This is a genomic window from Paenibacillus sp. FSL R5-0636 (assembly GCF_037974255.1).
Classification (GTDB): Bacteria; Bacillota; Bacilli; order Paenibacillales; family Paenibacillaceae; genus Paenibacillus_AQ; species Paenibacillus_AQ odorifer.
On record NZ_CP150232.1, the window covers coordinates 31,461 to 53,770 of the forward strand.

The following is a 22,310-nucleotide window of genomic DNA, read 5'->3' on the forward strand; positions in this document are numbered from 1 at the left end:
TTTTTGAATATTTACGTTAAAATAGAAGGAACCCTATGGGAAGGAATTTAATATGAATAAATTACAACGATGTAGGGCGCCTGTATACGAAATGCTGGAGCAATATAGAATTGTGGGTAATATATCTTATCATGTGCCGGGACATAAAAATGGAGCGGCATATGACGGCGTAGAAGGCGCTGGGTATCTAGATGAGGTTATGAAGTACGATGTTACGGAGATTACCGGCACGGATGATCTTCATCATCCTGAGGGAGTCATTAAGGAAGCACAGGAGTTGGCTGCTGATTGCTTTGGAGCAGAGGAGAGCTTTTTTCTAGTTGGCGGAAGTACGGCGGGCAACTTGGCGCTGATTCTAACGGCTTGCCCCGAGCCTGGAATGATTCTGATCCTTCAACGAAATGTGCATAAATCAGTGATTCATGGTCTTATGTTAGCTGGAGTGCGGGCTGTTTTCGTCGAGCCGCTGATTGATCCACTCAGCGGCTTGGCAGTAGCGCCGGCGGCAGAAGCTGTTGAGGCTGCACTTGCAGCCTATCCTGAAGCCGCCGCTGTATTTGTCACCATGCCCAATTACTACGGCATGGGCAGTGACCTCGCGCCCCTCGCGCGTATCTGCCACGACAGCGGAGTACCGCTGCTTGTCGATGAAGCGCATGGGGCGCATTACGGGCAGCATCCGGCACTGCCTGTCGGGGCGCTTGCTTGTGGCGCGGATGGCGTAGTGCAGTCCACGCACAAGATGCTCACTGCAATGACCATGGGCGCTATGCTGCATGTTCAAGGGCAGCGGCTCGACCGCGCCCTGCTCTCGCAGCGGCTCGCCATGGTGCAGAGCTCCAGCCCATCATATCCTATGATGGCGTCGCTTGATCTTGCCCGGCGGCTGCTGCACAGCCGGGGCAGCGATGCTTTCACGGCGGGGCTGGCCGCCGTGGATGTCCTGCGGCGCGGCCTTGCCGAGCTGCCGCGCTATGGATTGGTGCAGCCGGCAGAGCAGCTGCACGACGGTACGCCGCTGCATAAGGCGGCGTACGAGATGCAGGACCCCTTCAAAGTCGTCATTTATGACGCCACCGGGGTCCTAGGCGGTTTCGAGCTGCAGCGCAGGCTCGAAGCTAAGGGCTGTGTGCCGGAGATGAGTGACGACCGGCACGTAGTGCTGCTGTTCAGCCTCGGTTCGAAGGCTGAAGATGCAGCAAGGTTATTGCAGGCGCTGCGGGAAATAGAGTCGGAGGATACATCCGAATCACCGCACACCGCTGCCATTTCAGAATCTCGAAATATTTCCACGTGGAACAATTTGAATGTTTTACAAATCTCAGCACCTGTTCCCTTCTCTTTGAAGCCGGTATCAGTCAATGAGGTAGAAAGTATTAATCTTGAACACAGCGTGGGGAGAGTAGCTGCAGAAATGGTAATTCCCTATCCACCAGGCATTCCATTATTATATCCGGGTGAGGTCATCACAGATCAGATACAGCAAAGACTGACTGGTTTAGCTTATGGAGGCGCGAAGTTCCAGGCTTGTGCTGATCCGGTCTTGCAGCGTATTAAGGTATACAACATTCAGAAGGGCGGAGAAGTATAAGTGGGCAAAGAAGGTTTCTTCATAACATTAGAAGGGGGCGAAGGCTCCGGAAAAACAACGGTACTGGGCAGAGTAGCAGCATATTTGCAGAATCGGTCCATGCCCTATCGAATTACACGTGAACCTGGAGGCATAGAAATCGCCGAAAAAATTCGCTCTATTATTCTGGATCCTGCCCATACTGCAATGGATGCACGTACAGAGGCATTGCTGTACGCTGCATCAAGAAGCCAACATCTCGCTGAAGTAGTAGAGCCGGCTCTTAGAGAAGGGCTTACAGTCCTCTGTGACCGCTTTGTAGACAGTAGTCTCGTTTATCAAGGACATGCAAGAGGATTAGGTATGGAAGAGGTGTGGAGTATTAACCGCTTTGCTATTGGAAATCGCATGCCCGATCTAACCTTTTATCTGGATGTAGAACCTGAGATTGGATTATCACGGATTGCGGCCAATCAAGATCGCGAAGTCAATCGTCTGGATATGGAGAGTCTTGCCTTTCATCAGAAGGTTCGTGAAGGATATCATTTATTAATTAAGGCGAATCCGGAGAGAATAGTAGTTCTTGATGCAAACCGCCCTATTCATCTGGTAGAACAAGATATCGTGAGAACTCTTGAAGAGAGAGTATTAAAGGGTTTTTAGGGTGTTTTGTCTAATATAATAAGAGAAGTGGCATATAACTAAGCGTTTGCTTATGAAGTGAGGTTACTACTAAGAACACATTAAGTAGTAATACTCCATAAAACTTTTTTGGGAGGGAATGCGAAGATGAAGTTGATCATTGCAATTATCCAGGATAAAGACAGTAACCGGTTATCCAGTGAGCTAGTAAAAGCCAATTTCCGTGCTACCAAACTCGCAAGTACAGGTGGATTTCTGCGGGCGGGAAATACGACATTTATGATTGGGGTAGAAGACAGTCAGATCGAAGCTGTACTAAACGTTATCCGTAACAGCTGTAAAGTGCGTGAACAACTAGTCACTCCAGTAACTCCGATGAGTGGCACGACGGATTCCTATTTACCGCTCCCTGTTGAAGTACAGGTCGGTGGCGCTACTGTATTCGTGCTTCCTGTAGATCGTTTCGAACATTATTAAGTATAATATAAATGAGCAAGTCATTTACAAAAAAGGGGCGGTAGATAACCTTTGAAGATCAATCCGGGATATAGGCCCTTAAAGAGTGAGCTTCCAAATGCAGAAGGGGCTAATAAGCCTGTTCAGCAGAAATCGTTCTCTGACGTTTTTCAGCAGCAAGGTGAACAGAAAACCAAAGATGAACTAAACCGCCAGATCAAAGAAATACAGTCACAAGGCGACCGTTTATCTAAGTCTATGACCATTCGTGAACTCACCATTTACCGGATGATGATCAAAAGGTTTCTGGAAGAAACCGCTCGTAGAGGCGTTATACTGAAAGAGACACGTGGATGGGATAGACGTGGGCGGGGCAAGCGTTACAAGCTGCTTGAGGAAATTGATGCGGCTTTGCTATCTATGGCAGACGATCTGCTGAATAGTGAGCAGGGCCGAATAGATCTGTTGGGACGTGTTGGAGAAATTCGCGGGTTGTTAATCAACCTTTCTTTTTAAAGTTTTGGGAGGAAATTATGCCTTTTCATGATATAGTAGGCCAGGAGCATGCTAAACGGCTACTCCAAAATGCCTTGCGCAAGGACGCTGTGAGCCATGCTTATTTATTTACAGGACCAGCAGGCAGTGGACAAATGAAGACGGCGCTGATGTTTGCCCAAGCAATTTTTTGCATTGAAAGCAAGGATGACGCCTGTGGCGAATGTCTAGAGTGCCGAAAGGTTGAGCATGGAAACCATCCTGATTTGTCATTGCTGCAGCCCGACGGTGCAAGCATAAAAATAGATCAGATCCGTGAGCTGCAGCGTGTCTTTTCCTATCGATCTGAGGGTGTGAATCCAAAGGTTTATATTATAGATGGGGCAGACAAAATGACGGTACAAGCTGCCAATAGTTTGTTGAAGTTTCTGGAAGAACCGCCAGCTCCGGCAGTAGGAATCCTAATATCTGATAATAGTCGTTCTTTATTGCCGACGATTCAGTCACGGACTCAGCGGATTCCATTTAGTCCGTTAAATCCGGATATTATGCTTCAAGCGCTAGCAAGTGAGGGTGTGCCGATCCCCTTAGCTCGATGTGCAGTATCACTCAGTTCGGGACTTGATGGTTGCAGGGAACTTTTGGAACAGAATTGGTTTGCAGAAATGAGAAATCTAGTGTTACAATTAGCTAAGGAGTCCTTAAGCAAGGGCAGCTCCACGGTAGCAACTGCCGGGCAGAAGCTGTTCAAGACTGGGCTCGCTGAACATTTGGATATCCTTTTCAGCATGTTCCATCTATGGTTTAAAGATATGCTCTACTTCCTGTACCGCAAGCATGAAAGTATCGTTTTTATAGATCAGTTAGACTTTATTTCCAGGCATGCCCGTGGGCGCAGTGCGGAACAATGGGTGGCTTATATGGGATATGCAGCAGAAAGTACTAAGAAGCTGCGTTCCAATGCCAATGCCCAGTTGTGTCTGGAGCAGTTCTTAATCCGACTGGAAAGTTAAAGGATTAGCAATGATATATCCTCCGGATGTCGCTTTACCTGGAAGTATCGTTTTAACAGACGAGGAAGGACAAGCATGGATCATCAGGGAGCGGACATGCCCATAGGTTCCTTTTACCGGCAAACAAGGGGGTTAATTTTTGTACAGCGTAGTAGGTGTCCGTTTTAAAAAAGCGGGTAAAATATATTATTTTGATCCACTTGATTTTCCGATTGAACGAGATCAATGTGTTATTGTTGAGACAGCACGTGGGGTGGAATACGGTAAGGTTGTCGTAGGCAAAAAAGAGGTGGAGGAGTCCGATGTTGTACTACCCCTCAAAAAAGTGATGCGTATTGCCGGAGAAACCGACGCACGCGTAGTTGAGGAGAACAAAAGCGCCGCTAAGGAGGCTTTTACCACCTGTTTAAATAAAATACGCGACCACGGTCTCAAAATGAAGCTCGTAGATGTAGAGTTTACTTTTGACCGTAATAAGATTATATTTTACTTTACGGCCGAAGGACGCGTTGATTTTAGAGAATTGGTTAAGGATCTGGCAAGTATTTTTCGGACCCGCATTGAGCTTCGGCAAATTGGGGTACGTGATGAAGCAAAGATGCTAGGTGGACTTGGACCTTGTGGACGAGTGCTTTGTTGCTCCTCTTGGTTAGGGGATTTTGAACCCGTATCCATAAAAATGGCCAAGGATCAGAACCTTTCACTTAATCCGACCAAGATTTCCGGACTTTGTGGACGTCTGATGTGTTGTTTGAAATTTGAGCATGACAATTATGAGAGTGTAAAGGAAGAAATGCCAGCGGTCGGCAAGATTGTCGTGACCTCATTGGGGGATGGCAAAGTAGTAGGAATCAATGCCGGAAACCGTACGGTTCATGTACAGTTGTTTGAAGTGGGCAAAGTTAAGGAACTTCCAATGGATGATGTTGTCGTCAAGTAAACCATATAAGGTTACTTTCGGGGTGGAAACTTGGAGAAGAAAAATATATTTGCACACATGCAGGATATGGAAGCGCAGATGGAAACGATGCGCGCCAATCTTGGAGAATGGAAACAGACGGTAAAAGAACTGATGGAAGCTAACCAGAGGTTAACTCTGGAGAATGAACAGCTTCGCAAAATTTTAAAGCGGGATGCACCTTTGGATCCTACCGTAGATTCTGCGGAGGCGGAAGCTCTTTTAGCTACCGGAGAGGGAACAGAAGAGGTTGTCGGGGAAGGTTATGACAACTTGGCTCGACTTTACCACGAAGGCTTTCACATCTGTAATGTTTATTTTGGACATTTACGCACGGAAGGTGACTGTCTGTTCTGTCTTTCTTTTCTTAATAAATGAGGATATCCAGCCGTAGGAGATTAATCCTACGGTTTTTTTTGAATTTTGGCCAATAGGCATATGCATTTGAAGCAAGTTTTTTTCAACAAAACCTTTAGGAGATTATTACATGACGAATTCTTTTAATGATATATCTGTCCCCTTGTTACCGACGGAGCGGGTGGATGATTTACTAACGCATGACCTGCACATTATTCAAAGTGATGAAGTATTTAGCTTTTCTATGGATGCTGTATTGCTTGCTCGTTTCGCCAGTGTTCCGCCACGTGGAAGAGTTCTAGATCTTTGTACGGGAAATGGTGTAATACCGATTTTAATGACTACCCGGACAAAAGCCTCTATAGAAGGTATTGAAATACAACCTCGTTTAGCTGATATGGCTCGTCGTAGTGTGGCTCTCAATGGCCTTCAGGATCAGGTTGTAATTCATGAAGGTGATTTACGCGAGTTATATACTACCGCAGGACATGGTGTGTATGATGCAATAACGGTGAACCCTCCTTATATGCCGCTTAATGGCAGTGATCTGAAGCTGAACAACCATCAGGCTATGGCTCGTCATGAGATAGGCTGTACTCTGGAGGAGGTTATTCAGGCTTGTGTGCGATTGGTTCGGACGGGCGGAAAGGTAAGTATGGTTCATAAACCACAACGGTTGGTTGATATTATCAGTCTTATGAGACAATATAGACTCGAGCCAAAGATTATTCGGTTTGTACATCCACGTGCTCATCTAGAGGCTAATATGGTATTAATCGAAGCTGCACGTGATGGAAAGCCTGAGGTTCGTTTACAACCACCGCTCATCGTATATAATGAGGACAATCAATACTGTCCAGAGATTATGGACATCTACTATGGTGCTAAAGAGGGTAAATCATGACGATATCATGCCAAAGCAGTTTTCAAAACAAGACCAATACCAGTACTCAGGAGACAACAGGGTCGCTTTTTCTGGTGGCTACACCTATCGGTAATCTGGAGGATATGACCTATCGTGCAGTCCGCACTTTACAGGAATGTGATATTATTGCCGCGGAAGATACGAGACAGACCCGGAAATTACTCAGCCACTTTGAGATTTCACCTTCGATGTTGTTTAGTTATCATGAGCATAATAAGGCCGCCAGTGGACCTGAGCTTGTACGCTATATAATAGAAGGAAAAAATTTGGCACTCGTCAGCGATGCCGGTTTACCAGCGATTTCTGACCCTGGAGCGGATCTTGTAGCCCTTGCTATAAGTCATGGAATTCCGGTGATTCCTATCCCTGGAGCTAACGCAGCGTTGTCAGCTTTGATCGCTTCTGGTCTATCTACGAATACGTTCACTTTTATCGGCTTTCTTCCCCGAGAGCGTAAGGACATCCGAGCAGTATTAAGTCCACTTCGTTCGGCTCAAGGAACTTTGTTGTTCTACGAATCTCCCCATCGCGTAGTTAAGACACTTGCTCATCTTCAAGAAGCATTCGGCAATCGCCAGATTGTGTTGGCACGTGAATTAACGAAAAGATATGAGGAGTTTCTACGCGGTTCAATTGAGGAATGTACACTTTGGCTTACTGAACATCCTCCGCTAGGCGAATATGTTATTGTCGTAGAAGGGGAGAGCAAGGAAGATGCTGAAATCGCAGAATCGGCGTGGTGGCGTCAGTTAAGCATTGAAGAACATGTAGCTCATTACGAAGCACAGGATGTGCCACGTAAAGAGGCTATGAAAAAAGCGGCATCAGACCGGGGTGTAGCCAAACGGGATATTTATAATGCGTTGCTTGATAGAGCAGAAGAGTAAGTGTTGTAGACGAACTCTTAGAATAACTAAGGATTCTTGGAAACGGCCCGAGCTTGAATGATTTATCTGTGGGTTAAATGTACTTTGTACAGTTATTTTTGAATTTTTTTATGTATTTGTTCGTTTAGTTGTACTTCATACAGTTATAAAGGTGGAAATGATTGATTTCACGGAGATATAGGGAATATAAGTGTACAAAATACAATTAATTCGTTTAATGGTAAAAATCATTTAAAATTACTGTAAGAAATACAACTAAGTATTACTGGTTCCGTCTTGAAGCACATTGCCCTTAGGGAGGGGATAACCGGGAGGGCAAACCCAGACATAAAAAATACCTCCCGCGGTCACGGGAGGTCAAGGAGATATGAAAAGGTTAGAATTAACAATTTGATTAGTTCTATTATATACTATTTAATTTAGTTTGTCACAGGGGTAGGGATGGAAGAAATGCATTCATGACAAACTATTTTTCCTTTAAAGTAAGTTACGTTCTCAGCGTTGCCACAGAAAATGCAGGCAGGCTCATACTTTTTAAGCATAATCCGTTCGCCATCAACGTAAATTTCCAGTGCGTCCTTTTCGCCAATGCCAAGTGTACGGCGTAATTCAATAGGAATAACAACCCGTCCAAGTTCGTCTACTTTTCTTACAATTCCTGTTGATTTCATCATAACAATCGTTACTCCTCTCAATGTTCCAAAAACGTCATTATTCGACATTGTTCACTGTTTTATGATACTTATAATACCAACGATTCCCAAATCAGTCAACCTTTTTTCATAGGCTGAATAAGAAAATTTCCATAAGAACTTTGAATGTCCCTATAAAAATTAAGAATTACCCTGAAAGCATTTTGTCGATTTACCAAGACCAAAAATGATACTTTTCGACAAAGTACGACATAATTACTTATTATATACTGATATTAGTTAAAATCATATTAAATTATTAGAAGGAGTTGATCTCATGAAGCAGCCGCTCACGGAAGAAAAGGTTTTCAAGGATCCCGTTCATAATTATATTCATGTACAGGACACGATTATTTGGCGACTAATTAATACAAAAGAATTTCAGCGTTTACGCCGGATTCGCCAGTTAGGTACCTCATATCTCACTTTTCATGGTGCAGAGCATAGTCGATTTTCTCATTCTTTAGGAGTATATGAAATTACACGAAGAATCATTTCGCAATTTGAGCGCAGCGGGTATAAGGATTGGATTCCGGAAGAAAGTTTGCTTACTTTGTGTGCGGCTTTGCTGCATGATTTAGGGCATGGCCCATTTTCCCATTCTATAGAAGAAGCTTTTGAAATGAACCATGAGGATTGGACCTGCCGGATTATTTTGGAGGACACGGAGATTACCGAAATATTGCGTGATGTGGAGGAAGATTTTCCTCGTAAAGTAGCTTCAGTTATCTCTAAGACTTATGAGCATGAAATTGTTGTCAATTTGGTTTCCAGTCCGCTGGATGCTGATCGTATGGATTATTTGCTGCGTGATGCGTACTATACAGGTGTAAACTATGGAACCATCGACATTGATCGGATTTTGAGAATGCTTCGTCCTTATAATGGGCGGATTGTAGTAAAAGAATCAGGTATGCATGCCATTGAAGATTATTTAATGTCACGTTATCAAATGTACTGGCAGGTATATTTTCATCCGGTGACGCGCAGCTCTGAAATTATTTTGCGTCAAATCTTCCGTAGAGCTAAAGAATTGTTCCAAGAGGGGTACAAATTTCGCTTTATGATCGCTCCGCTGGAAGATCTCTTTCGAGGAGAAGTAACAGTGAAGCAATATTTAATGCTTGATGAGGCACTGGTACAGACTGCTTTTATGCAATGGACACTTGAAGAAGATGAGTTATTAAGCGACTTGTGTACCCGTTTTATTCATCGTAAACTGTATAAATATGTAGAGATCGAGAATTTGGATACAGATATGATTACGGAAATCCGCAGCAGTTTTGCGGGAGTGGGACTTAACCCAGAATATGACCTAGAGATTGATTATCCGACAGATTTGCCTTATGATGTGTTCCGTCCAGGAGCAGCCTTCGACAATAATCAAATTTTACTGCTTGATCGGAATGAGCAATTGCGGGAAATTTCAGAGGTATCGGATATTGTGCGCTCAATAAGCGGAATTCATCGTGGCAGATATCATCTATATTTCCCACAGGATAAGCTGAAAAAAGCCCTTACACGCTTGCCCTCTTCTGTAGCAGAGATTTTTGCAAAATAATACAAATATTTATGGAACTATTGATAAAAACAACAAGGAGTGAGCTTTAAAATGTATCTGTTCGACACACATACACATCTAGATGCGCCTCAATTCGACGAGGATCGCGAGGAAGTTATTGCTCGTGCAGTAGAGGCCGGAGTTAGCAAGATGATCAATATTGGATTTAATCGGGAAACGATCCCTTCAACGATGAAGCTGGCTGAATCTTATGATTATATTTATGCAGCGGTGGGCTGGCATCCACAGGATGCGATTGATATGAAAGAGGGGGACCTCGATTGGATCGCCTCTCTTTGCAGCCATGAAAAAGTGGTGGCCATCGGAGAGATTGGATTGGATTATTATTGGGATACCTCTCCCAAGGATGTGCAGCAGGAGGTCTTCCGCAAACAAATCGGACTAGCCCGTGAACTAAAAATGCCAATCTGCATACATGACCGTGATGCTCATGAAGATGTTGTACGGATTTTACGGGAGGAAAAAGCAAATGAAATTGGTGGCGTGATGCATTCGTTCTCAGGCAGCTGGGAAACAGCAAAAATGTGTCTAGACCTTGGATTTCATTTGTCATTTGGAGGACCGATAACGTTCAAAAATGCCAGAGTGCCTAAAGAGGTGCTTGCACAGACGCCATTGGACCGATTATTGATCGAAACAGACGCTCCATATTTGACTCCACACCCCTTCCGTGGCAAGCGAAATGAGAGTGCTCATGTGAAGTTAGTAGCAGAGGCTGCGGCTGAAATTAAAGGGTTAACATGGGAAGAATTGGCTAAAATTACGTATGCGAACGCACTGGAACGATTTGGGATTGTCTGAAAACAGGAGTAAAACGGGTGAAAAATAGAGAATAGCCGATATATTAAACTTTTTTAATATAAAAACGGCTGATTATTACAATATTTTAACCATATATTTGCGTAAACGTGGTTGAATCGTCCTTTACAACATGCATCAAAACAGGATATCATCTTTTCAGTGATGTGAGCTGTTGTTATTGTGACAGCCATTGATTCATGGATCGTCTCGCTGAGTCTCCGTATGGAGAACGGGGGAACCAATATTGAACTGCCGCATGCCTGTATCTTGAATACGACTAGGAATTGCCGCAGAACAATATTTGATTTCTTCACGTGGTCTTTGGGGTGAATTTAAGGGCAACCGCCGTGAGCGGGTGACCTGAAATAGGGCGTCTCTCTTTCGTCCGAACCCGACAGCTAACCCCGTAAGCGCAAGTAAGAGAGGCAACCTCGTGCACAAACATTCCCGCGTATTCTGACATCGGAGAAGCCACGAAAGAGTCCTCAAGAGAACTCTTTTTAGGCTTCTTTATTTTTGAATAAACTGAATGTTGCCCGCATACTGTTATATAACAGGTGTGGGAGTAGCTGTGCCGAGCAGGCGATCCATGAGCAGGAGACGCTAAGTTAATACGTGCGTATCCTGTGACAATCTCAAATAGTTTCGTCAAAGAAATTCAGTCCTCATGATATACAAATTGACGACGAGGCTATGTAAGGAGGATGGAGAGAATGGGCTTATTCCAACCAGAGGTATCCCATGATTCGCAGTCATCCAGCAGGTCTTTCGCATTACGGTGGGAGCAAGTAAATACTCGCGTACTTTTACTTGCAGGTGTGATTTCAATCGCAATCGCGCTGTTAATTCTGCTGTACGTACACGGTCAAAGTAACAAACAATTTGTTTTAGTAATAGACGGGCAAACACAGACACTTGAAACGCGAGAAGCACTTCTTGGTGATGTGTTGGAGAAAGAGCAAATTTCGCTGCAGCCGCATGATGAATTATCTTTAGGTCTGAGTGATGAAATAAAAGACGGTGACCGTGTCGTTATCAATCGTGCGCAGAAATTTAGCCTTACTGCGGACGGAGCAACAAAAACGTTATATACGACCGAAGACACCATCGGTCAGGCGATTGACAAACTGGGTATCAACCTAGAAGGCTATGATAAGATTTTTCCTTCGTTAGACACCACCATCTCTGCTGACATGGAGATTAAGATCGTTCGTATCAACAAGCAAACGGTACAGCGAACAACTAACTTACCTTTCCGTGTTATTAAGACAGCAGATCCCTCCCTTACTGTGGGAACAGTTAGAGTGGCACAGGCAGGCAAACCAGGCGTCATGGTTCAGCATATTGAAAAGATCTATCAAGACGGAGAACTGGCCTCTATGCGCATGATCGGCAAGGAAGTACAAACGGTAACAAAAGATAAGATCATTGCCGTTGGTACTAAAGCACTTCCTAAGCCTACTGTAGTTGCTAAAGCTACAACAACTTCCAAATCAAGCACTACCTCCAAAACGACTAAAGTTAGCGCTAAGACTAAGAACGTCACAAGCAAGGCTGGCGTAGACTTTGAGTACAAGAAGATGATTAAGAACGTCTCCATGACAGCTTATTCGTCAGAAGAGCCAGGAATAGGTACTAAAACTGCCTCCGGAACACGCGTAACGGAAGGTCGTACAATTGCAGTAGATCCGAATGTAATTCCTATTGGCTGGTGGGTTTATATCGATGGGCTTGGATTCCGCCGTGCAGAGGATACTGGCGGTGCCATTAAAGGCAATAAAGTGGATGTCTATTATGATTCCCTGAGCCATGCTCGTAATTTCGGCCGTAAATCACGTACCGTATATGTGATTGGACCTGTGAAACCAGAGCTTAACTAGAACTAAAGCTTTTGCAAAAAATCCTTTGATAAGCTATAGTGATGATAACCGTTAAGGAACGCTGGATGATCATTTCGTTGATCGCAGAGCAACCGCTCATCACTTATACATTCTTTAACCAAAAGAAGAGGAGCGAATCTCTTCTTTTTGCTTTTTTTGGAAGGAGTCAAGAAATATGATTAAGGAATTAATCGTCGTTGAAGGCAAAAGCGATACCGTAGCCATTAAGCGTGCTGTGGAAGCAGATACGATTGAGACAGGCGGCTCTGCTGTAAACCGGACTGTAATTGCGAAGATTGCGCTAGCTATGGAACGCAGAGGGGTTATTATTCTTACGGACCCGGACCATGCTGGGGAGCGAATTCGTAAAATCGTTTCAGCGAAGGTGCCGGGCTGCAAGCATGCTTTTATTCCGGAGAAGGACGCAACTCGAAAAGGGGATATCGGTGTAGAGAATGCATCGCCAGAGGCGATTCGTCATGCGCTGCGTAATGTACATACCTCTTTTGAAGGAGCACCTGCTTTGATTGGTATTGATGACCTTATGGCCGCTGGAATGCTTGTACACCCTCGGGCTGCTGAAAGACGTATGGCGCTTGGTAATTTGCTTGGAATCGGATATTGTAACGGCAAACAGCTGTACAAGCGGCTGGCGATGTTTGGGATTACGCGGGAGGAATTTGCCGGGGCTCTCGCCCAAATTGATCAGGGAGGCATTACTTCATGAGTGGTAGAGAGGAAATTTCGACTCCAAAACGGACCAAAGAGATTATTCAACGTTATGGATTCAAGTTTAAGAAAAGCCTGGGACAGAATTTTTTGATTGATCAAAATATTTTGGACAAGATTGTAGACGCTGCTGGACTAGATAGCGATTCTGGGGCGCTGGAGATCGGGCCGGGAATTGGAGCGCTGACGGAACGTCTGGCACTAACAGCCGGTGCTGTAACTGCCGTAGAGATTGACCGTAGACTGATTCCAATATTAAAAGACGTACTTTCCCCTTATCCCCATGTTAAGGTTCGTAACGATGATGTCCTCAATGTGAACTTGCAGGAAATGTTCAAGGAAGATTTCACCACTGTGAACAAGGTCAGTGTGGTTGCTAACCTGCCTTATTATGTGACTACTCCGATTCTGATGAAGCTGCTTGAAGAGAAGCTTCCCCTTGATAACATCGTTGTAATGATTCAGAAGGAGGTTGCGGAGCGTATGGCTGCATCTCCAGGTGGAAAGGAATACGGAAGTCTTAGCATTGCCGTGCAGTACTACAGCGAGCCTGAGCTCGTCTGTATCGTGCCGCGTACGGTATTCATCCCTCAACCTAATGTGGAGTCTGCTGTTATCCGTCTGAAGGTTAGAGAGCATCCTCCGGTAAAGGTGGAGAGTGAGAAGCATTTCTTTGAAGTGGTTCACGCTTCTTTCACACAGCGCCGCAAGACGATTGCTAACAATCTGAAGGCTCGTTACTTCCCTGAACAAGGACGTGAGCAGCTGGAGGCTTTACTCGCAGAAGCGGGTATTGAACCGACCCGTCGCGGAGAAACACTCAGTCTTGAAGAATACGCCCGCTTAAGCGGTGTTTTGCTAGCCGCTGGAATTGAATAAGCAATAAGAAACGGTTGTTGTCTTAAAGGACGACAACCGTTTCTCGTAGAAATATAAGGATGTTATTCTGGTGGAGCATTATACATTCTTATATTTTAAAAATATGGCGAGTTATGAACCAACTGAGGCCTTTGCCCATACGATGGGGTAGAGGTGGTGGTTGTAATGAATTTAGGAGACTTGGTCGTTCGCAAATCTTATGGCGGTGATTTAACATTTCGTGTAGATAATATTGTGCAGGATAGAGCCGTCATTAAAGGCACAGATTTCCGCCTGTTGGCGGATTCTCCTCTGGATGACCTGGTTCAAGTGCCTCCTACCCGAATAACGGAACGGGGACAGCAAGCACAGATCAAAGCGAAGGAATCACTGACACAGCTGCGGAAGGACCGTCAGGAGCAAAGTCAGCGGAGCGGGGGAACCCTAACAGAGGGGACATGGGCTCCACCGTCCAAGGAAGCTCCTTATTTTGAAGTGCCGGGTAAAGTACTGCATCTGGATGGCGATCCGGCATATTTGAATAAGAGCCTTAGCTTATACGAGCAGCTGCGGATTCCCGCTGAAGGGCATCATGTTCATGAATCTGCAATGGCTGATACGTTATACCGGCTGTTGCCCCGTGTACGCCCAGACATTGTAGTGATCACTGGTCATGATGGGGTATTGAAGCAACAGCATACTTACGATCTGTATAGTCTGAATAGCTATAAAAATTCGCAAAACTTTATAGCTGCTATTAGGGTAGCTAGGGAGTATGAGCGGAATTTTGATGCGTTGACTATTGTTGCCGGTGCTTGCCAATCTCATTTCGAGGCATTACTTGGAGCTGGGGCTAATTTTGCCAGTTCACCTGGTCGAATTTTGATCCATGCTCTGGATCCCGTTTATGTAGCAGCAAAATCATCCTTTACTTCCATCAGGGATACTGTAAATCTTAGTGATGTTCTGAATAATACCATCAGCGGTAATCAGGGTATTGGTGGTGTTGAGACCCGTGGCAGCTTCCGTATCGGAATGCCGCGGCTGCAGAATCTGTCGGCGCTAAAAGTGACACCATCAGCCATTTAAGCGGCAGAGATAGGTCTATGGTTTCAGGAATATAGGTAATTTGAATGGGCTGAATAGAATATCCGAAAGAAAGGGTGAGCGCTGAGCTTAACCCTTTCTTTTTTTCTTTGTGATGCCTATATTACAGATAACAAGGATATTAGTCCGGCGCTGATTTCCCGCAAAAAAATTCCGTTGACAACGAAATATGCATCAACTATAATTAATTATTTATTTGCTTTGACATTGTCCTGAAAAAGTTGTATAATGGACAAGAAAAGAGGTGGTCGTCAGGTAATGGCTAATAACGCGCTGTTGGAAATCAAACGCAGTCTTGAAGCTCACGTCGGTCATAAGATCACATTGCGTGCAAACGGAGGTCGTCGTAAAACCGTTGAACGCACAGGTGTCCTGGAAGAAACGTACCCTTCTGTATTTATTGTCAAACTGGATCAGGAGCAGCAAACTTTTAAGCGAGTCTCCTATAGCTATGCCGATATACTTACTGAATCTGTGGAAATCACAGTTTGTGAAGACGATGGGCAGATGCGGATTATGTATATTAAAGCTTAATGTTTCACGAACAGTCTCCTTTGGAGGCTGTTTTTTGTTTGCGTTTTTTGGGACAAATATTTGGTGCATGATCCGTGTTCTAAGCAAGCATACTAATTGGGCAACGGGTTAATCATTTATTTTCATAAGGGAGGAATTCCGTAATGAGCCGCAGAAAACGAGGCATGATGTCGGAGGAACTGAAGACAGAGTTAGCCAAGGAGCTGGGTTTTTATGAAACCGTAGAACGTGAGGGCTGGGGTGGAATTACAACTCAAGACGCTGGCAACATGGTGAAAAAAGCGATACAGCTTGCTGAACAGGCCGCGCGGAAATCTTAAATTTTAGGCTATAAAGTGAATATTACTGAAAAAGGGTGCGTCTAAAAGGCGACACCCTTTTAATATTGGACTTCATTAGAAGTTTCTCATATAATATGTTAAGTTGTTTTTACGGGAAAAGCTGAAGGTGGGTGAACGCCTTGAAAATGTATGAAAAGGCACCAGCTAAAATTAATTTGATGCTGGATGTGCTGCACAAACGTGCTGACGGTTTTCATGAGGTGGAAATGATTATGACCATGGTAGATTTAGCAGACCGCTTAGAGCTGTCTGAGCTGCCAAGGGATACTATTATAATATCAAGTCAGGCTGGTTATATTCCCCTGGACGAGAAAAATTTAGCTTTCCAGGCGGCAAGGCTTATTAAAGACCGTTATAACGTGAAGAGTGGGGTACATATCCATCTGGATAAAAGAATTCCGGTTGCGGCTGGCCTAGCTGGCGGCAGCAGTGATGCCGCAGCTACGCTACGCGGTCTAAACCGTCTGTGGCGTCTCGGTATTCCTGCGCAGGAGCTACAGGAGCTTGGCGCTGAGCTGGGTTCAGATGTGCCTTTCTGCGTCACAGGCGGCACAGCCTTAGCTACAGGACGAGGCGAAAAGCTTACGCCAATCAACAACCCGCCACAATGTTGGGTTGTGTTGGCGAAACCACCGATCAATGTATCGACTGCAGAAGTGTATGGACGCGTTCGGAGCAATAATATAGCTGTGCATCCTTCTGCTCGAAAGATGCAGCAAGCGATTGAAGCAGGAGACTTTGGGGGCGTATGCAACCATCTAGGCAACGTGCTTGAAGATGTTACCCTAAGGCTGCATCCAGAGGTTCAGCAGCTCAAGGAAGCGATGATAAAGCTCGGAGCAGATGGGGTGTTGATGTCAGGCAGCGGACCTACCGTATTCGGTTTAGTGTCCAAGCAGTCTAAAGTAGCAAGGATTTACAACGGACTGCGAGGGTTCTGCAAGGAAGTCTACGCAGTGAGATCACTGAATTAGTCTGCTTCTCTTGTGTAAACCCGTACAAAAGTGATATATTTTTCTAAAATATTCGGTTTTGGCGAGGAGCATTCCGTGAAGAAATTAAAAAGAAGCCAACGTTTGGTAGACATGACTCAGTTTTTACTTGAGCGGCCGCATGAACTACTGCCGCTGTCTATATTTGCCGATCGCTATGGAGCGGCTAAGTCCTCCATCAGTGAAGATTTGGCAATCATAAAAGAAGTATTTGAAGGTGAAGGCATCGGAGAGCTGCAGACTTTAGCTGGTGCAGCGGGTGGAGTTCGTTATATCCCAGTTATGCCTAAAGATATGGCGCTAACCTTTGTGCAGCGCTTATGTGTGCAGCTAGAGCAGACTGACCGGATATTGCCTGGCGGTTATTTGTATATGTCGGATCTACTTGGGTTGCCGTCTTTGATGGAACAGGCGGGTAAGATCATCGCAACGGCCTTTTACGGATCGGAAATCGATGTGGTGATGACCGTTGAAACGAAAGGCATTCCACTAGCCTATGCAACAGCAGCACAGCTAGGCTTGCCGGTAGTGCTTGTGCGACGTGACCATCAGGTTACAGAGGGATCAGCAGTAAGTATTAACTACGTATCAGGATCTCATAAAAGCATACACACAATGTCTCTCTCCAGACGGGCACTCAAGGAGAAATCGCGAGTACTTATCGTAGATGACTTCATGAAGGCGGGAGGGACTGTACGTGGTATGGTCGATCTGCTCGGTGAATTTAATGCCGAGGTTGCTGGGGTAGGCGTTTTAGTGGAATCAGGCGCTGTAGAGACGGAAGAGCGTCTGTTGCACGATTACGTGTCTTTGGTAAAACTAAGTGAAGTAGACTCCAAAGAGCGGAGAATTTCGGCGCATCCGGGCAACTACTTTTCCTCTTGATTAGCCATTCTCTTACATTTTCAAAAAGCGTGGAAATTGTCGAAAACGTAAGGAATATTAAGTAAACTACTCGATGTATGTCGAAAACAACATATCCCAAAAAATATATTTCTTTTTTAGGTATTTTATGGAATGAAAAAGAAGGAATTCGCTTTGCTGTGTGGAATTATACACCAAGTCTCTGATGGAAAAAGGTGGTGAACACACACATGCAAATTACGGATGTCAGACTCCGCCGCGTTAACTCTGAGGGGAGAATGAAAGCAATCGCATCCATTACCATCGATAACGAGTTTGTTGTTCATGACATTCGCGTCATCGATGGCAATAATGGGATGTTTGTTGCAATGCCCAGCAAGCGTACACCGGACGGCGAATTCCGCGATATCGCGCACCCGATCTCTTCGGGAACACGCGAGAAGATTCAATCCGCGGTTCTGGCCGAGTACGATCGCGCCGCTACGGAAGAAGAAGAAGTTATTGAAGAGGGAGCTTAGGCTTCCTCGGAAGACTGCTACCTTTTGGGTGGCGTAGGATCCGCCGTTTTTGATAAGATCACACCGACATACACATCATGAATTAGCAGCCTGATCTTGCAAGAAAAGCTATTGCTGGTGAAGGATTTGACGACATCTTCGAAAGGCAGCGATAAATGCTTTTCTAACTTGGGGTTTATAGAAAAGAGAACCATGACTTCATGGTTCTCTTTTCTTTTTGCCCGGAATGAGATATATTCAGTAGTGAGTTCAAGAGTAGGAGGTTGGCATTCTTGAAAAGAATGGCTGTAGTACTTGCCGCAGGTCAAGGCAAGCGAATGAAATCTAAATTATATAAGGTGCTGCACCCCGTTTGCGGTAAGCCGATGGTAGGGCACGTGCTTGATACAGTAAAAGCGACCGGATGCCAGCGCACCGTTGTTGTTGTTGGGCATGGCGCAGAGAAAGTTAAGGCCTATGTAGGTGATGGAGCGGAATACGTGCTGCAGGAAACTCAGCTCGGCACTGGCCATGCTGTCAAACAAGCAAAGGATTTACTTGCTGGCGAAGAAGGAACAACTATAGTTATTTGTGGAGACACACCACTCGTAACCACGGAGACCCTGGAAGGACTCATGGCGCTTCATGAACAGCGTAATGCGGCTGCAACCGTATTGACAGCAGTTATGGAAAAGCCTACAGGCTACGGAAGAATTATTCGTGGTGAAGATGGCGGCGTTCTGAAGATTGTAGAGCAGAAGGATTGCACTACTGAAGAAGATGCGGTTCAGGAAATCAATACAGGCACTTATTGTTTTGATAATGCTAAATTATTTGCTGCACTCGAAAAGGTAACGAACAGTAATAACCAGCAGGAGTATTATTTGACTGATGTGATTGGGATTCTTCGTTCACAAGGGGATACCGTACTAGGATATCAGACCCATGACGCAGCTGAGTCTATCGGCGTTAATGATCGTTTAGCTTTGTCTGAAGCGGAAGCCTTTATGCGTCAACGTATTAATCGTAAACACATGCTCGGTGGTGTAACCATCATTGATCCAGCCTCCACTTATATCGGAGCAGATGTAGTTATCGGATCAGATACAACGCTTTATCCAGGAACCATCCTGAAAGGGAAGACTGTAATCGGGGACAATTGTGTGATCGGACCGGCTAGTGAAATCGAAGACTGTCAGATTATGGATGATGCGACGATTAAGCAGTCCGTATTGAATCAAGCTCAAGTCGGCGCACGGACAACCGTTGGGCCTTTTGCCTATTTGCGTCCAGGCTCTGTGCTTGGAGAAGAAGTTAAGGTTGGAGATTTCGTCGAGATCAAGAATGCTACTATTGGTGACGGTTCAAAAGTGTCACATCTTAGTTATGTCGGCGACGCATCTGTAGGTAAGAATGTAAACGTCGGGTGCGGTGCGATTACCGTTAACTACGACGGGTATAATAAATTCAAGACAACAATCGCAGACGATGCCTTTATTGGCAGTAATGTTAATCTTATTGCTCCAGTCACTGTGGGCAAAGGGGCTTTTGTTGTAGCAGGTTCGACAATTACACGTTCCGTTTCCGAGAACGATCTGGCTGTAGCTAGAGTAAGACAAGAGAACAAACCGGGATATGCAGAGAAGATCCGTTCCCGTGCTAAAGCGAAGAAAGACCACTCGAGTCCATCGTAAAGCGTTGCTAAGAAGCGCCGGACGGACTTATATTTCCGCGCCGGCGCCTTTGGAAAGCTAAATTCCGTCACGGAGGGTTTATATTTTATGACTTATTGTGATTCCAAGTTAAAGATTTTCACCTGTAACTCCAATCCTAAGCTAGCTAGTCAAATTGCTGATTACATCGGGATTCCGATGGGTGAATCACACACCACAAGTTTCAGCGATGGAGAAATTCAGGTCAAGCTGTCAGAAAGCGTTCGGGGATGTCATGTTTATATTGTTCAATCCACTTGTGGCCCTGTAAATGATAACCTGATGGAGCTTTTGGTTATGGTAGATGCGCTTAAACGTGCCTCTGCAAAAAGCATCAACGTGGTTATCCCTTACTACGGATATGCCCGTCAAGATCGTAAAGCCCGTTCCCGTGACCCCATTACCGCTAAGCTGGTAGCCAATCTAATTGAAAAGGCTGGCGCTCACCGTGTAATTACGATGGATCTTCATGCCATGCAGATTCAAGGATTCTTCGATATTCCAGTGGATCATTTGCTTGGTGTACCGATTCTGGCTCAGTATTTCCGTTCCAAACAAATCGAGAACCCAGTTGTCGTATCGCCGGATCATGGCGGTGTAGTACGTGCAAGAAAGCTTGCTGATTTCCTAAACGCTCCGCTGGCTATTATAGACAAGCGTCGTCCAGAACCTAACGTCAGCGAAGTTATGAACATCATCGGTAATATCGAAGGCAAAACAGCCATCCTGATTGATGATATCATCGATACCGCTGGAACTATCGTACTTGGTGCTAATGCTTTGATGGAAGGCGGCGTGAAGGAAGTATACGCATGCTGTACACACCCAGTATTGTCTGGTCCTGCACACGAGCGTCTGGAGAATTCTCCAATCAAAGAAATTATCGTGACGGATACCATTCCAATTCGCAGCGCGAATCCAACCTCTAAGCTCAAGGTGTTGTCCGTGGCTCCACTTATGGGTGAGGCAATTATCCGCGTTCATGAAGAGTTGTCGATTAGTAAATTGTTCGAGATTGAATAAATATAACGAATGAATAGTACAAAAGGGTTACACCTCCGTTCTCGGAGATGTAACCCTTATCGGCGTGCTACAGGTAGAACTACTGGATTCAATATCCGGGGCGGGAGACAAAGGTGAATAAACTGCGGTTATAGAGTGTCCCTTGTAGCTCCACGAAAGCTTCGTCTACCGCTGTTAATACACCGATATCAATATGCACGTCGCCCTTATATATTTCCACGGGTACAGCATATTGGATGTGGTACTGAAAATGGCGTTGATGTGTCAATAATTCGCCTTTGTGCGGCATGGGTTATCACCTGTCTTCGGAGTATAATTTCGCTCTGGTTGCACAGAGATATGTAGATTAGATCTATTGTACCAAAAACGGACTCCTCTTGCCGGAGAGCCCGAATGGAAAGGAAAGGTTCGATAATGAAATGGATTGTCGGATTGGGAAATCCCGGAACACAGTACGCGAAAACAAGGCATAATGTTGGCTTTATGGCTTTGGATGAGCTTGCCGCCCAGAACGGAATTGCCTTCAACCAGAGCAAATGTAAATCCGTCATCGGTGAAGGGGTCATTGGTGGCGTCAAAACCGTATTGATTAAGCCCATGACCTTTATGAACTTGTCCGGTGAGGCCGTTCGCGCTTATATGGATTATTACAAAGTTCAACTTGAAGATATGATCGTCGTTTATGATGATTTGGATACAGAAATCGGAAAAATCCGTTTGCGTTATCAAGGAAGCGCTGGTGGACATAATGGAATTAAATCCATCATCCAGCATGTAGGAACACAGAATTTCAATCGGGTACGAATGGGTATTTCTCGTCCTGAGCCAGGTTTTGCTATTGTCGATTATGTACTTTCTACTTTTCCTAAGAAGGAAAGCGATCCGCTTAAGCAAATGATCCTTAATACTTGTGATGCACTGGAATACAGCTTACAGCATTCATTCGAGCAGACGATGGCTAAGTTCAATGGTTAATCTGTAAACCCTGTTGTTTTTAAGGCTAAAGATGAAGCTGCCCGGACATACTGAAGGTATATAGTACCTTCAGGAGGCATATAGATGGCAATAAACTATGTTTGTAGGCACTGTAAGACATCTCTAGGCAGTATTAATAGAAGTGATGTTACAGAAATGCAGTTGGGCCTTCATTCCTTGACCCCTGCGGAGCGCAGAGATATAATAGCGTATAATTCAGAAGGTGAAATCACGGTAAAGGTTACTTGCGACTATTGCAAGGAGGCTTTAGAGAACAATCCGGAGCTTAGCCTGCTGACAAGTCCGCTTCAGTAAGGTGGAAGCGCCTGTCTCTATCGTCATCCGCAAGCCTTGGCGTTACAGCTGAGGCTTCTTTTCGATTCCAATCATAATAGGTGACGGTGGCTACGCCACCGTTAG

At 45.0% G+C, this 22,310-nt stretch carries 26 protein-coding genes and 1 riboswitch; of the genes, 24 read left to right on the forward strand and 2 right to left on the reverse strand.

Annotation, left to right across the window (positions count from 1 at the left end; genetic code table 11):
- The first annotated feature begins 52 nt into the window (after positions 1-52).
- From MKX34_RS00130 to rsmI, 9 genes are all read left to right on the forward strand, one after another.
- Positions 53-1,591: an aminotransferase class I/II-fold pyridoxal phosphate-dependent enzyme gene (locus MKX34_RS00130; RefSeq protein WP_076273193.1), complete on the forward strand. Its 1,539-nt coding sequence runs from the start codon at positions 53-55 to the stop codon at positions 1,589-1,591.
- Entirely contained in the window at positions 1,592-2,233 is a 642-nt protein-coding gene (gene tmk, locus MKX34_RS00135; protein ID WP_076099910.1) for a dTMP kinase, read from the forward strand.
- Between the two features lie 126 nt (positions 2,234-2,359).
- A complete protein-coding gene (locus MKX34_RS00140; RefSeq protein WP_036678844.1) occupies positions 2,360-2,689 on the forward strand; it encodes a cyclic-di-AMP receptor in 330 nt (109 codons plus the stop codon).
- Positions 2,690-2,740: 51 nt separating this feature from the next.
- On the forward strand, positions 2,741-3,184 hold the full coding sequence (locus tag MKX34_RS00145; protein WP_036678842.1) for a YaaR family protein: 444 nt from the start codon (positions 2,741-2,743) through the stop codon (positions 3,182-3,184).
- Positions 3,185-3,201: 17 nt separating this feature from the next.
- The gene (holB, locus tag MKX34_RS00150) at positions 3,202-4,176 is read left to right on the forward strand and encodes a DNA polymerase III subunit delta' (RefSeq protein ID WP_076296963.1); all 975 of its coding nucleotides are present in this window, start codon (positions 3,202-3,204) and stop codon (positions 4,174-4,176) included.
- Between the two features lie 139 nt (positions 4,177-4,315).
- Positions 4,316-5,116 carry a stage 0 sporulation family protein gene (locus MKX34_RS00155; protein ID WP_036678838.1) on the forward strand — a complete coding sequence of 267 codons (801 nt, stop codon included), beginning with the start codon at positions 4,316-4,318 and terminating at the stop codon, positions 5,114-5,116.
- Positions 5,117-5,146: 30 nt separating this feature from the next.
- Positions 5,147-5,512 carry a DNA replication initiation control protein YabA gene (yabA, locus tag MKX34_RS00160; RefSeq protein ID WP_036678835.1) on the forward strand — a complete coding sequence of 122 codons (366 nt, stop codon included), beginning with the start codon at positions 5,147-5,149 and terminating at the stop codon, positions 5,510-5,512.
- A 109-nt stretch (positions 5,513-5,621) separates the two neighbouring features.
- Positions 5,622-6,395, forward strand: a complete 774-nt coding sequence (locus MKX34_RS00165; protein WP_076296962.1) for a tRNA1(Val) (adenine(37)-N6)-methyltransferase — start codon at positions 5,622-5,624, stop codon at positions 6,393-6,395.
- Entirely contained in the window at positions 6,392-7,303 is a 912-nt protein-coding gene (gene rsmI, locus MKX34_RS00170; protein WP_076147596.1) for a 16S rRNA (cytidine(1402)-2'-O)-methyltransferase, read from the forward strand. Before MKX34_RS00165 ends, rsmI begins: the two co-directional genes overlap by 4 nt.
- A 419-nt stretch (positions 7,304-7,722) precedes the next feature.
- Here the strand turns inward: rsmI and MKX34_RS00175 are convergent, their stop codons facing one another.
- On the reverse strand, positions 7,723-7,977 hold the full coding sequence (locus MKX34_RS00175; protein WP_036678829.1) for an AbrB/MazE/SpoVT family DNA-binding domain-containing protein: 255 nt from the start codon (positions 7,975-7,977) through the stop codon (positions 7,723-7,725).
- Positions 7,978-8,272: 295 nt separating this feature from the next.
- Here MKX34_RS00175 and MKX34_RS00180 point away from each other — a divergent pair, with 295 nt between their 5' ends.
- The 13 genes from MKX34_RS00180 to MKX34_RS00240 all read left to right on the forward strand — a co-directional run bounded on the left by MKX34_RS00180 (position 8,273) and on the right by MKX34_RS00240 (position 20,915).
- Positions 8,273-9,556, forward strand: coding sequence for an HD domain-containing protein (locus MKX34_RS00180; RefSeq protein WP_038568006.1), 1,284 nt, complete (start codon positions 8,273-8,275; stop codon positions 9,554-9,556).
- Between the two features lie 51 nt (positions 9,557-9,607).
- Positions 9,608-10,378 (forward strand): TatD family hydrolase, encoded by a 771-nt coding sequence (locus tag MKX34_RS00185; RefSeq protein ID WP_036678823.1) that lies wholly within the window; start codon positions 9,608-9,610, stop codon positions 10,376-10,378.
- Between the two features lie 198 nt (positions 10,379-10,576).
- Positions 10,577-10,806: riboswitch (cyclic di-AMP (ydaO/yuaA leader) on the forward strand.
- Positions 10,807-11,091: 285 nt separating this feature from the next.
- Positions 11,092-12,258 (forward strand): 3D domain-containing protein, encoded by a 1,167-nt coding sequence (locus MKX34_RS00190; RefSeq protein WP_036678820.1) that lies wholly within the window; start codon positions 11,092-11,094, stop codon positions 12,256-12,258.
- 175 nt (positions 12,259-12,433) lie between these two features.
- Positions 12,434-12,985 (forward strand): ribonuclease M5, encoded by a 552-nt coding sequence (rnmV, locus tag MKX34_RS00195; protein ID WP_036678817.1) that lies wholly within the window; start codon positions 12,434-12,436, stop codon positions 12,983-12,985.
- Positions 12,982-13,866: a 16S rRNA (adenine(1518)-N(6)/adenine(1519)-N(6))-dimethyltransferase RsmA gene (rsmA, locus tag MKX34_RS00200; RefSeq protein WP_036678815.1), complete on the forward strand. Its 885-nt coding sequence runs from the start codon at positions 12,982-12,984 to the stop codon at positions 13,864-13,866. Before rnmV ends, rsmA begins: the two co-directional genes overlap by 4 nt.
- Before the next feature lie 165 nt (positions 13,867-14,031).
- Positions 14,032-14,934: a sporulation peptidase YabG gene (gene yabG, locus MKX34_RS00205; protein WP_036678813.1), complete on the forward strand. Its 903-nt coding sequence runs from the start codon at positions 14,032-14,034 to the stop codon at positions 14,932-14,934.
- Positions 14,935-15,210: 276 nt separating this feature from the next.
- Positions 15,211-15,486, forward strand: a complete 276-nt coding sequence (locus tag MKX34_RS00210) for a Veg family protein (protein ID WP_019914493.1) — start codon at positions 15,211-15,213, stop codon at positions 15,484-15,486.
- Positions 15,487-15,629: 143 nt separating this feature from the next.
- Positions 15,630-15,806, forward strand: a complete 177-nt coding sequence (locus MKX34_RS00215) for a small, acid-soluble spore protein, alpha/beta type (RefSeq protein WP_036678812.1) — start codon at positions 15,630-15,632, stop codon at positions 15,804-15,806.
- A gap of 140 nt (positions 15,807-15,946) precedes the next feature.
- Complete coding sequence (ispE, locus tag MKX34_RS00220) at positions 15,947-16,801, forward strand: 4-(cytidine 5'-diphospho)-2-C-methyl-D-erythritol kinase (RefSeq protein WP_036678809.1); 855 nt, start codon at positions 15,947-15,949, stop codon at positions 16,799-16,801.
- Positions 16,802-16,876: 75 nt separating this feature from the next.
- A complete protein-coding gene (gene purR, locus MKX34_RS00225) occupies positions 16,877-17,704 on the forward strand; it encodes a pur operon repressor (protein WP_036678807.1) in 828 nt (275 codons plus the stop codon).
- A 209-nt stretch (positions 17,705-17,913) separates the two neighbouring features.
- Positions 17,914-18,201, forward strand: a complete 288-nt coding sequence (gene spoVG / locus MKX34_RS00230) for a septation regulator SpoVG (protein ID WP_020425826.1) — start codon at positions 17,914-17,916, stop codon at positions 18,199-18,201.
- Positions 18,202-18,473: 272 nt separating this feature from the next.
- The gene (gene glmU / locus MKX34_RS00235) at positions 18,474-19,874 is read left to right on the forward strand and encodes a bifunctional UDP-N-acetylglucosamine diphosphorylase/glucosamine-1-phosphate N-acetyltransferase GlmU (RefSeq protein ID WP_036678799.1); all 1,401 of its coding nucleotides are present in this window, start codon (positions 18,474-18,476) and stop codon (positions 19,872-19,874) included.
- A gap of 87 nt (positions 19,875-19,961) precedes the next feature.
- On the forward strand, positions 19,962-20,915 hold the full coding sequence (locus MKX34_RS00240) for a ribose-phosphate diphosphokinase (RefSeq protein WP_036678796.1): 954 nt from the start codon (positions 19,962-19,964) through the stop codon (positions 20,913-20,915).
- Between the two features lie 88 nt (positions 20,916-21,003).
- Here the strand turns inward: MKX34_RS00240 and MKX34_RS00245 are convergent, their stop codons facing one another.
- Complete coding sequence (locus tag MKX34_RS00245; RefSeq protein WP_036678792.1) at positions 21,004-21,204, reverse strand: hypothetical protein; 201 nt, start codon at positions 21,202-21,204, stop codon at positions 21,004-21,006.
- Between the two features lie 125 nt (positions 21,205-21,329).
- Here MKX34_RS00245 and pth point away from each other — a divergent pair, with 125 nt between their 5' ends.
- Both pth and MKX34_RS00255 read left to right on the forward strand, forming a co-directional pair.
- On the forward strand, positions 21,330-21,890 hold the full coding sequence (pth, locus tag MKX34_RS00250) for an aminoacyl-tRNA hydrolase (RefSeq protein WP_036678864.1): 561 nt from the start codon (positions 21,330-21,332) through the stop codon (positions 21,888-21,890).
- Between the two features lie 84 nt (positions 21,891-21,974).
- Entirely contained in the window at positions 21,975-22,205 is a 231-nt protein-coding gene (locus MKX34_RS00255) for an anti-sigma-F factor Fin family protein (protein WP_036678789.1), read from the forward strand.
- Positions 22,206-22,310: the final 105 nt, after the last annotated feature.